Source organism: Bradyrhizobium sp. Leo114, assembly GCF_055229415.2.
Genome location: NZ_JBUYEN020000099.1, coordinates 1 through 10850 on the forward strand (window position 1 = coordinate 1; position 10850 = coordinate 10850).

Annotated in this window: 9 protein-coding genes and 2 pseudogenes; 3 read left to right on the forward strand and 8 right to left on the reverse strand. The window is 60.0% G+C overall.

Going from position 1 to position 10850, the window contains the following annotated elements; translation table 11 throughout:
- Positions 1–82 precede the first annotated feature (82 nt).
- The 5 genes and pseudogenes from ACZIRK_RS43625 to ACZIRK_RS43645 form a co-directional block, all read right to left on the reverse strand.
- On the reverse strand, positions 83–841 hold the full coding sequence (locus tag ACZIRK_RS43625; protein ID WP_080664167.1) for an IS66 family transposase: 759 nt from the start codon (positions 839–841) through the stop codon (positions 83–85).
- A 118-nt stretch (positions 842–959) separates the two neighbouring features.
- Positions 960–1307, reverse strand: coding sequence for an IS66 family insertion sequence element accessory protein TnpB (tnpB, locus tag ACZIRK_RS43630; RefSeq protein ID WP_028169062.1), 348 nt, complete (start codon positions 1305–1307; stop codon positions 960–962).
- Positions 1304–1711: an IS66-like element accessory protein TnpA gene (gene tnpA / locus ACZIRK_RS43635; RefSeq protein ID WP_463719014.1), complete on the reverse strand. Its 408-nt coding sequence runs from the start codon at positions 1709–1711 to the stop codon at positions 1304–1306. Before tnpA ends, tnpB begins: the two co-directional genes overlap by 4 nt.
- 1684 nt (positions 1712–3395) lie before the next feature.
- The gene (locus ACZIRK_RS43640) at positions 3396–3602 is read right to left on the reverse strand and encodes a hypothetical protein (RefSeq protein ID WP_245475127.1); all 207 of its coding nucleotides are present in this window, start codon (positions 3600–3602) and stop codon (positions 3396–3398) included.
- Positions 3599–4648 (reverse strand): annotated as a pseudogene (locus ACZIRK_RS43645) (IS5 family transposase). The gene ACZIRK_RS43640 and the pseudogene ACZIRK_RS43645 overlap by 4 nt, the downstream one beginning before the upstream one ends.
- Positions 4649–5482: 834 nt before the next feature.
- On the opposite strand from ACZIRK_RS43645, the gene ACZIRK_RS43650 reads away from it, so the two are divergent.
- Complete coding sequence (locus ACZIRK_RS43650; protein ID WP_245287682.1) at positions 5483–5716, forward strand: hypothetical protein; 234 nt, start codon at positions 5483–5485, stop codon at positions 5714–5716.
- Between the two features lie 19 nt (positions 5717–5735).
- Positions 5736–5927 (forward strand): hypothetical protein, encoded by a 192-nt coding sequence (locus tag ACZIRK_RS43655; protein WP_028169064.1) that lies wholly within the window; start codon positions 5736–5738, stop codon positions 5925–5927.
- 1126 nt (positions 5928–7053) lie between these two features.
- Here ACZIRK_RS43655 and dctA read toward each other — a convergent pair.
- The 3 genes and pseudogenes from dctA to ACZIRK_RS43670 all read right to left on the reverse strand — a co-directional run bounded on the left by dctA (position 7054) and on the right by ACZIRK_RS43670 (position 9121).
- The gene (gene dctA / locus ACZIRK_RS43660) at positions 7054–8376 is read right to left on the reverse strand and encodes a C4-dicarboxylate transporter DctA (RefSeq protein ID WP_474419676.1); all 1323 of its coding nucleotides are present in this window, start codon (positions 8374–8376) and stop codon (positions 7054–7056) included.
- A gap of 377 nt (positions 8377–8753) precedes the next feature.
- Positions 8754–8911: pseudogene (locus ACZIRK_RS43665) on the reverse strand (beta-ACP synthase); the annotation flags it as partial.
- 60 nt (positions 8912–8971) lie between these two features.
- Positions 8972–9121: a hypothetical protein gene (locus ACZIRK_RS43670; protein ID WP_165421513.1), complete on the reverse strand. Its 150-nt coding sequence runs from the start codon at positions 9119–9121 to the stop codon at positions 8972–8974.
- Positions 9122–9927: 806 nt separating this feature from the next.
- Here ACZIRK_RS43670 and modA point away from each other — a divergent pair.
- Positions 9928–10668 (forward strand): molybdate ABC transporter substrate-binding protein, encoded by a 741-nt coding sequence (gene modA, locus ACZIRK_RS43675; RefSeq protein WP_474419677.1) that lies wholly within the window; start codon positions 9928–9930, stop codon positions 10666–10668.
- Positions 10669–10850: the final 182 nt, after the last annotated feature.

Below are 10850 nucleotides of genomic sequence, written 5' to 3' on the forward strand. Positions count from 1 at the left end.
TGAAGTGATTTGGGACCTGCTCCTGAAAGCCGATCCCGAGGGGCCCTCCCTCATCGCTGTCACAGCTTGTGCTCACAGATTATCAGATCATCACGATCATCCTTTCTGTGTGCTTCTGCAGCACACTGTCGTCCGCGTGGATGCGCTCGGCCGCAAAGACATGGCCGCGGATCGCATCGACCAGCGGCATCAGGGTTGCCGTGGAGGCGCCCACCCAGTCCGCCAGCGTCGAGACGTCGAGGTCGATGCCTTCGCGCCGGTAGACGTCGCTCTGACGATGGAGCGGCAGGTGCAAGCCGTATTTGGCGAACAGGACATGGGCCAGCAGCTTGGGTCCTGCACGTCCGCGCGCGATCGGGTGCGAGGGAGCCGGAGGCTGGGTGATGGCTTCGCAGGCCCGGCAGACGAGCTTCTCGCGCACGCGCTGGATGACTTTCCACTGCCGCAGAATGAGCTCCAGCGTCTCGCTCACGTCCTCGCCGATTTTGCGTAACCGGCGGTCGCCGCAGCATGGGCAGGCCGCAGGTATCGGATAGACAAGGCGTTCCCGTGGCAAATGCTCCGGCAGCGGCCGGCGCACCGGCTTGCGGCGCTCGAACGATGGCACCGTAATCTTGTCGCCTGCGGCCATCTGCGCCGCGGTCTCGGCTTGCGCCGCGTTCTCCTCCAGATCGGCGAGTTGCAGTTCGAGCTGATCCAACAGTGCGCCACGTTCCGAGGACTGTCCGAACTTCTCATGCCGCCGCTTCTTGATCGTGAGTTTGAGCTTCTCGATCAGCAAGGTCCGCGCCTGGGCGTCCGCTTCCGCGGCCAACCGCGCTACCCGCTCGGCACGCAGCATCGCCTTCAGCGTGGTCGCATCGTCGGGGAGAGAATCATCGGCGCCATCCCGGTCAGAGAATCACAATAAGCTGTCTGTGTCTGAACTGCCGACGTGTGGTCGATTCAAATCCCAGCGATCAACCCGCCGCCTGCGGCCGCCAAGTGTGTTGCGGCATCCGCCAGTCGATGCCCTCGAGCAGGTAGCCAAGTTGGGCTCGGGTGATGGTCACAATGCCATCGGCCGACGACGGCCAGAGGAAGCGGCCGCGCTCCAGCCGCTTGGCGTAGAGCGACATGCCGAGCCCATCATGCCAAAGGATCTTGATCAGCTTGCCGCTCTTGCCTCGGAACACGTAGAGGTCGCCGCCGTGCGGGTCGCGTCTGAAGGCCTCTTGCACCAGTAACGCCAGCGAGTTCATGCCGCGGCGCATGTCGGTGTGGCCGGTCGCAATCCACACCCGTACGGCGGGCGGAATGGGGATCACCGCGGCCGTCCATCTGCCAGTGCCGCGACCGCGGCCTTCAGCGTCGCCGCGTCGACCGTGCCCGTGATCCGCATCCGAGCCCCGGCCGCAAACTCGATCTCGATCGCGCCGCCGCCGGCCGGCCCGACCGGACCAAGCGTCGGCCCCGATTCCGCGACCACCATCGCCGGTACGAAGCCCGTTTGATGGGCGGCATCCTTCGGCTCGGGACGAAACGACCGTCGCCACCGGAGCAGCAATGAGCGCGAAACGCCATATCGCCGCGCCGTCGCCGCGACCTGGCGCGGCGCCTGCAAGCTCTCCAGGACGATCTTGAGCTTCTCATCCTCGGACCAGCGCCGCCGTCGGCCTGTGTCCACTACTTCGAGCCGCTCGACTTGGGCACTGCGCCTATCACTGTCCATAAGGACAGTTCTCAACAACACGCCTCACTCGGCAAGGCGGCCTTCACCGGACGGATACGATTGCTGAGTGAAAGATGCCGCAGTTAAAGGTCGGCCGCTGGTCACTGAAATAGGAATTCACAATGAGACTTGCTCGATTGAGCCTGATCAATGCGGTGCTGAAGGCCGGTTGTAGCTGTACAATAGGCAGACCTCATGTGGCAGTCACCTTCAACCTACCAAGGAGATAGCGACACCATCAAGCGGAGGCCGGTCATGGGGCCACTTTGAGATGCGGCGCGAATGGACAATGTTACAGTCACATCAAACAAGGCACGGCATTTCAACCTCAGCTGAACGATGCGCGACTCTGGTAGTCGGCCAGGCTGACAATCAGGCTCGCCAGCCTCACGACGCCAATCCTATCGGCATCGAGACGCAGTTCACTTCGCTTGGTGATCTTCGAATTGCTGTGACCCTAATCAACTTGCACAGCGCAAGGATGGTGCACGGATGACGCGCTGGTGCAAACCAAAACCGCGCGTGCTTGAAGGCGGTAAAGCCGATCGCGCATTGCGTCCTGATGCTTCGCAGTCGCGGATCAGATTGAATTCCTGGCCGCTTGCGGCGATGCTTGTCAGCGCTCTCCTCTGGGCCGGTATCTGCTGGGTCGTCTATGCGTTCTCATGAGCGAAATGACATGCCAAAGCTGCCAAGCTGGCGACACAAGATGGCCGCATTGGCAAGCGCCTTCTGGCCTATACGCTTGAGGTCGTCGATTGACCTCTCTTTGCGGATCGCGGCCTCCAGGATCTTAGAGGCAACTTAGGCACGTCGGTTTGGTGCTGGGAAACGTCTTCGCCGATTTCGTTCAGCGCGCGCATGGGGCGCGGCCGTTTCGACACCGAACATAGGAGATGTCGCCCATCCTGTAGCAGGAAAGACAAGCAACCAACGGATGACCGAGGTGTTCCGGAAATTCGCGCACGTTATTCAATTCGGCAAATCCGGTCGCGCGATCTAGCGTATGCAAGTTGACAAACGTGTTCTCCACATACGCCGGGAAGTGATTGCCCACGCCAGGACCACCAAGAGTCTTTGTTGTTGCACCGGCGCCAGTACATAGTGTCCCACTTTCTCGAAGTGAAACGGCAGCGCGGTCTCGGCCTATCGAACCACTCTACATCCGACTTAGCACCGGTGAATGCGGCCGAGCGTGGACGCTGAAACAGCGCGAAGCCCGACGCACACTGCCGGGTATGAGGTGCGTCGGGCTGTTGGGGCATGGCGCGGCACCTGGCCGTGTCCAGCCCGCATGACCCCTTGCAAATGATATGCCACACGAAAAGGCGCCGATGATCCGGCCCCACCCCCCGGTGCAAGGGCCGCACGGATGTTCACTTGTTCGCGTGCCAAGTATGGGCCGCCTCCTCAGGGCGTGGGTTGCGTTGCGCTTGTGATCGACATTGATCTAAATAGCTGGCCCGACGATCTCTGGATTTCGATGTCGCGGAGACTTCGTTTACGCGACCTGCAGCGGGACTCTGATCTCCGAACGGATTCGCCCGAGCCAAAGAACCAACCTAGCCGCCCCTAGCTAGCAGGCTGTTGAAGAAGTCTTTGAACGGCGCGCGATGAATGGGATGTTGTCACCGTTGAGAAGGCAGATCTCCCCTTCGAGTGAGCCGTCATCCTGCAGTTCGGCCTAGCCGTCACCCTCGGCTGGCTCCATTTCGTCGTTTCCCTGCCAGCCGAACTCGGCGGCATCGCCGTGGCAGGTTCCATGAATGGAGCCTGTGCGGCAATCGAAGGCGAATTCGCCGCCGGCCTCGTCGAACAGGATGTAGGCGCTCGCCAAGGCCATGCCGTAGCTCGGTGTCTCGACGACCTGCCATCTGCCCCGAATGCTCATGCCGGTGCCGCCAGAAGCTTGGGAAGCCGGATCAAATTATAGACCGCAAGCGCCAGGACGAACACGGCATCCACCCGGTCGCGGCCTCGCAGCTTGATCTTGGCCAAGCCAGCGGAACTCTTGATCCAGCCGAAGACTTCTTCGATGCGTTTGCGGCAGCGTTGGCTGATGTCGTAGCCGCTGTGACGTGTGGTCCGCGCGTCGATCGCCGTCTTGCGCCGCTTGCCGGTCTTACTCAGATGTCCATCAATCGCAATATGCGGAGTAACCGATCTATCTCTCAGCTCGTGGACGAACTGCGTGACATCATAGGCCTTATCCGCCCCCAGAGTGATCCGTTTCGCGCACCCGCGCCTGTCGATATGGCAAGCGCAATCTCCCGTTCGGCGGTGCCCGTCGCTTGGCTCACCCCACCCAAGACCGCTAAACCATTGCGGTTCTCCATCAGCGCATGGCCCATATAGCTCAGCTTAGCCGGCTGGCCGTCACCCTTCTTGTAGAGCCGCGCCTCGGGATCGGTCGTGCTCGCATGTCTCGTTCGATCGCTTCTCCTTGTGGAAGCTGCGCTCAGCATTGCGTCCCGGACCGTCCTCGTCTTTGTCGCTGCCATCCTTCTTCCGGAAGCTCTTGATCGAAGCCCGGGCTTTCAATCAGCGTACCATCCACCGAGAAGTGATCGCTCGATAGTAGACGCTTGACCTTTGGTTGCGCCAAAAGCGCGTTCAGGAACTTGGCCGCAATCTCGCCTTCGAGCAGCCGGTCGCGGTTCTTCGAGAAGGTCGAATGGTCCCAAAACCGCATCATCCACCCCGAGCCCAACGAACCAGCGGAACAGAAGATCGAACTCCATCCATTCCATCAGATGCCGTTCCGAGCGAACCCCATAAAATGCCGGGAGGAGCATCGCCCGAAGCAACTTCTCCGGTGCGATCGACGTTCGTATAGAGCTTGCCGAACTCCCCAGAAAGGTCGCCCAGCGCCGCATTCGCCAAGTCTCGGATCACCCGTAGCGGGTGGTCGACCCGAACCCGAGCCTCCAGGTCCACATAACTAAAAAGCGAGCCGGACTGTTCGTCACTCCCCGCATCGCGCCCCCAGTTAAATCCTGGTCCTAGAGAATCACGATACGAAACGCTTCGCTACCGACTTCTTCAACAGGCTGTTAGAGCTAGACGGCACCTATATAAGCGACCTCCTGATCGGGTCTGATCTGAGCCTCGCGCCGACTTGCGAGAAGGATACGATCCCCGCGTGCGGATCGGATCCGCGATCAGTTCGCAGTATTTCCGGATCACCTTGGGATCGCCGAAGTCGCCGATGGCCGGATCTCCCGAGCGGCCAAGGGCGAGGCCGCTGATATGGTTATGCTCACGGGAGAGGGCCTCTGCACGCACGACGGCGCTCTAAGAGAAGCACTCGATCGCTTACCCGGGCGCGATCCGTCGTCAGCACTGAGGCGGGCGCGGCGCTGTTTGCATGAGAGTATAGTTAGTGTCGGGAATTGCTATCACGACCCGAGCGAAAAGCGTCCGGCGCGTGGGCCAATAGGATGCCAATGCTCAAAAGAATAAGAGTCCCGACAAGAGCCGAATACATACGCCACCTCCATCGCTCACTTCCTTTTGAACTGCGCGACCGCTTACACAGTCAATTTTTTTCCTGAGCGCGAAATGCGTTCGCAGCCAAGTGATGAGTCCGAGCCACAGCGACTAGCTGGCAGCATGTGGAACCGTCAAAGACAGAAGCTGTAAGACCCAGCTGCTCTGCTCCAACCGCCTGATAGGCGTAGGGCGGTGACCGAAAGGCTCATGTGGCAAATGTGCAACGGGTACTTGGTTTCTGCGCGGGAGTGTCCGAAACGAACACTTCAGGCCGTTGAGATGGCGGTAGCATTTGCGCGCAAGGATTGGGGTGTCCGGATGAGGTTTTCAAACTCGAAAGATGAGAGCTTATTGTTTCTTTGGGAAAGTGTGCGGCGGCAAGTGTTGGCTGGTCGCGCGGACGGCGGACGTTGCCGCTTTGTTGGTAACAATCTGCGCAGCTATGCTGAATTGCTTCGTTCGGAAATGGAGCGGCGAGAGCTGAAGTACACTCCGATTAATTGGTCTGAATAGCCGCTCCACGGGCATACCGATGAAAGACCTGCAGAAGCAACTGAAAGAGCTCCGCACCGATGCAGCCGAGTGCAAATTGATCAGCGATCTGGCAACCGACCAGGAAAAGCGAGAGCTGTTCGCAAAGCTTGCGGATCACTTGAGTGGTTTGGCGTCCGAGCTCGAGCGCGCTATATCTGTAAAAGTCTGTGGCACGAAGACGGAGCTGTAAAGACGGTCGCACGATGCCAAGAATCGGCTCTGGGTTCACGAGAGCGGCACTTATGCGAAATTCACGAGGCGGGTAAGCTGACGCACGATTTTGCGTCTGTGGCTGCCGAGATCGTCCATGGTTAGGATGTCGCCGGGACAAAGCGTCGGAAGGAGGACTCTCTCGACGTAGAGGCGGAAACTCTCGCCATCGTTCGGCCCTCGAGAAACCATGGCGCCTCAATCCGGTCATGGCGCAACGCGGCCAGGAAGGTTATGGTCGTCCAGCGGCCGTTGGGACTCTTGCTGTGAATCCTCTGGCCACGCGGCGCACCCCCGCAAGGCCCCATATCGGTCCTGGCCCAGATCTCGCGTTCGCCAGCCACAGTTTTTTCAAGCTGAGCTTCTCGGCGTGGAGAACTCCCATATTGAACGGTAATCAGCCTTAGGTCCGCGATCAGTGAGCTCGGCGACCAAGCCGCGCAGGGTGAAGTCCCCTTGATTCGCCCTAAAACCCGGACGCGGTGTTTGCCGGAAATGGCCTTCGACCTGTTGCCGCGCATCCCTGCCGGGCACCACGCTGCCGGTCTCGCAATGCCGTCGCGCCCATCCAACGGCCGTGCTGACCGCAACACCGAATGTTTAGCCGCCTCGTTGCAGGACAATCCACCGGAAACAACCCTGCAACGCCCCGTTTCCGAAGATCCTCAGAGTAAGGCTTGCCGATCCGTGCTGGCCTCCAGGCCCAGCCAGCATGGTAAATCCGAAGTCTCCTGATTTGGGAATCCAAATTCGATTCAAGCTAACCTTCAGACCCGCTTGCAATGGGGCATTGCACTTCGCTAACGCTTCGCCGTCATGCGATTGGATAGAGGACTATCACTTTCAAGCAGTTGTTCAGACTCGGCGCTCATGAGAAACCGCCCGGCGAAACCGAGGGTTTCGTCCCCTCGTCTCACGGAGCAGCCTCTTTAGGACGTTATTCCGGCGCGCTCACGAAAGCGAGCGAACCGGCAATCCAGAGGTCGCGGCGAGAGATTCCGCCTTCGTAATCCAAGTCGGCTGCTGCCGACTTGGACAAGCAAGACTCGCGAGTTCGCGTACACCTGCGTCAACGCGTCCTGGAATGACGAACAGAAATGCAGCCCCTACCCCGTCGTGTTTGTGGTCTCGCCGTCGGCCGCACCAATTTCCTGGTTGAGCCGCGCATGAAGCGTGGCCTCGTCGAGTTCGCCTTCCCACCAGGACACGAACACCGCGGCAATACCGTTTCCCATGATATTGGTAAGTGCACGCACCTCGCTCATGAATTTATCGATCGAGAACACGATTGCCATGCCCGGCACCAGCGCCGGATTAACCGCTGATAGCGTCGCCGCGAGCGTGATGAAGCCGGCCCCGGTGATACCGCTTGCGCCTTTCGACGTCAGCATCGCCACGATCAGGATCGTGAGCTGCTGGCCGAAGGTGAGATCGACCCCGAGCGCCTGCGCGATAAACAGCGTTCCCAAGGTCATGTAGATGTTGGTGCCATCGAGGTTGAAGGAGTAGCCGGTCGGCACCACGAGCCCGACCACGGGCTTGGAGCAGCCTAGCCGCTCGAGCTTCTTCATCAACTGCGGCAGCGCGCTTTCCGAGGACGAGGTGCCGAGCACGAGCAAGAGCTCGTCTTTGACATAGGCGATAAACTTGAAGATCGAAAAGCCAACGAAACGCGCGATCAGACCAAGCACGACTACCACGAATAGCGCGGCCGTGGCATAGAACAGCGCGATGAGCCCGATCAGATTCCCGAGCGCCGAGGGTCCGAACTTACCGATCGTGAAAGCCACGGCGCCGAACGCGCCAATCGGCGCTGCCTTCATGACAATGGCAATGACGCCGAACACGGCGTGCGCCGTGTCGTCGATCATGCCGCGCAACTTCTCGCCGCGCTCACCCAGCGCCATCAGCGAGAAGCCGAACAGGATGGCAAACAAGAGTACCTGCAGGATATCGCCGCGCGCCAGCGCGCCGACCACGCTGTCGGGAATGATATTGAGGATGAAATCGACGCTTTTCGAGGCTTCCGCCTGCTTCACGTAATTGGCGACGGCTGCGGCATCGGGCTTGGCCGCAAGGCCGTGGCCAATCTGGAAAAGATTGCCCATCACCAGGCCGAGCAACAAGGCAAAAGTGGAGACGATCTCGAAATAGACCAGCGCCTTGAGGCCGACCCGGCCGACCTTTTTCGCATCCTGGATGTGCGCGATGCCCGAGACCACGGTGCAGAAGATAATCGGCGCGATGACCATCTTGATCAGCTTGATGAATCCATCACCGAGCGCCTTGATCCAGTCGTTGGTTGCGAGCGACGGCCACAGCCAACCGGCGACGACGCCAATCAAGATCGCGATCAGCACCTGAACGTAGAGAATTTTGTACCAAGTTTGCGACGGCCGCGCGGGCGCCGCAGTTGCGATGGTGGTCATGACGCTCCTTCCCTATACGAACTCGAACACCGAGCCGCCGCGCGTTGAGCGGTGACGGCATCAGACGAGCTTTTATGCCAGCCGTGTCCCATTGAAGACGGCGATGTCGGAAATCCGACAGATCGCAGCGTGAATTCCGAGGGTAGGTCGGCAGTTACCTGTGTTTTCTTTTGTTAAGCAAGTCGCGCGCCAAGCGCCAAAGCCATGCGGCCGTTCAACCGACGAGACTGTGGACCGACTGTCTCCTGACGACACTTGGCTGAATCCCAGAACCACGTTCGTGCCGCCGAGGGCAAAGGCATTGCTCGGCGCGACGCGCACCTTGCGCTCGCGCGGCAGAGTGGGCGCGACCTCGAGATCGACCAGCCGCTTGCGGCAATGTCATGCTCGGGAAGGGTTTTGAGCTTGGCCCCTATCCTGAGCTCGGAGTTGCGATCGGGCCAATGGCGGAGCGGCCTTCGCGTATCTCCTTATAGATGGAGGCGCCGTCGGTCCCCAACCCGCCCATTCCGGTAATGACGACGCGCCTCCCCATTCAGGCCTTCTCAGCGACCACGCCGCGGACAGTCGCGTCGCCGACATTCTTGAGATTCGATCAGGCGTCATCCGTGTTCATCTCAATCTCGATCGCGTCGGACTGCTCCAGGTCGCAGATGATGTCCCTCAACTCCAGCGACTGGATGCCACACCAGGTCAGTTGCCTGGCGGTCGTTGTCTCGCCGCCGCCGACGGCGTTTTCCTTCATCGTGCGACAATTTCCTTCGCGAGTTGAACTGCCATGCTGCTGCTTCCATGACGCGCTTCGACGCGAACGCGGCGCCATCCCCCAGCCGAGCCACGTCGCGACGCGTCGCGCGACAGAAGCAGCGACGTGATTCGTCGGGCGTCAGGTGCTGTCAATGCAACGTTCCGTAACATTGGTAAAATTGATTTTTTGGATGGCACGCATCCACGCCATCGACATGTGGAGACAGGCCTTCAAAGGCCTTGATACAGCCTGCCCCCGGGCGTTATCCGGCCTCGGTCATATTGTTTCGCACAGCTACAAACGACAGCCTCGATACTCCTTCACCGGACGATACACGCTGAGCTCCTGCCGCGCCTGGACGAGTCGCTTGCCACAGAGTTTTTCTCGAACGGACGCTTCATAGCGGCGACGTGAAGGCAGAACTTATCGTATTCCGACACCCCCAGGCCAGGGGGCTACGTTGGGCCGGCCGATGAGCCGGAGATCGGAGTTCGAGCCGTTCAAAGATCCAAGGTCGGACATCACGGCGCGGCGGAGCCAAGGTTGGGGCGGAGTATCCCAAGAAGTTTTTCGTTCAAGAGGCTAGAGATGTTCGGTTGAACACGCCGAAGTCGGAAAGCTGACACGGCGCTGGGGCCATTCCGCCGCAATTCAACAGCCAGGCTGGCGCTTAAGCGTGTTTGGCTGCTGTGGCGCAAGGCGCGCATCATATTTCGCGAGCGGCACGCCGTTTGCTGGGATCAGGAGCAGAAGCCGTCGCGGCCAAACTGGTCGCAGGCCGCCCCGCTCCGAGAGACTTCCCAATGAGGCTTGCCCGATTGATCCTGATCAATGCAACTCTGATTCTGATCCTGCTCGAAAAAGCAGCAGCGGTGAACATCAGTCCCACCCTTGCCGCAAACGTCCGTCTGCCGAGCAACGAGATTGCATCACCGCTCACTCAGACGACGCGGCTCGAGGCCGGGTTGAGCTCACGCGCGCACGGACATTTTTGCAGCTGGATCATCCAACCCGCGCTTTGCATCCTTCTGTCGGCCGACCAGTTCCGCCCAAGTAAACAGAGCGAGAAGCGTCTCCCGGTATCGGGAAACAGCTTCACCTCTAAGAGCGGCAAGTTCGTGCTGTGGCGTTCGAATGTGAAGTTCGCCAATCGCGCGGATAGCCTTCAGATGATGTCTGTGGCAAAGTCATCGATCTGCAATCCGGCCGCCGCACCTTATGATGGCGCAACGGCGGTGCAGGTCATGAAAGCGCCAGGCGTCAGTGCGGCGATTCAGCCGAGGGCCGATACCGCCAGCATCACACACGCCGATCGATCCGAGACCGGTAATGCCGAGCTCGGATTTGTCGCGCCGTCCGAGCTCACAAACAGCAAAACCCGTTTGCCCTGGCTGGTGGCGCGGGAGTCTTATGGCCCGATGGGGCCAAATGCCGTGCTGTTGGAGAGCGGCGCCAATAATAAAGCGACACGCGCTTTCGTCGATTTTCTTAAAGGGCAAAAACTCCACGCGATTATCGCGCGGGGTGGCTACGTGCAAAGCTAGAGTTGACGCATGGATGGCTTTTCGCCAGAGATCTGGGAATCGCTCGAGCTCACGGTCGAGCTCGCGAGCCTGACGACCGTGATCCTGCTGGTCCTTGGCACGCCGCTCGCGTGGTGGATAGCGCGCTCGAAGAGCCTTTGGGCTGAGGCGGTCGCCACGATCATCGCGCTGCCGCTGGTGCT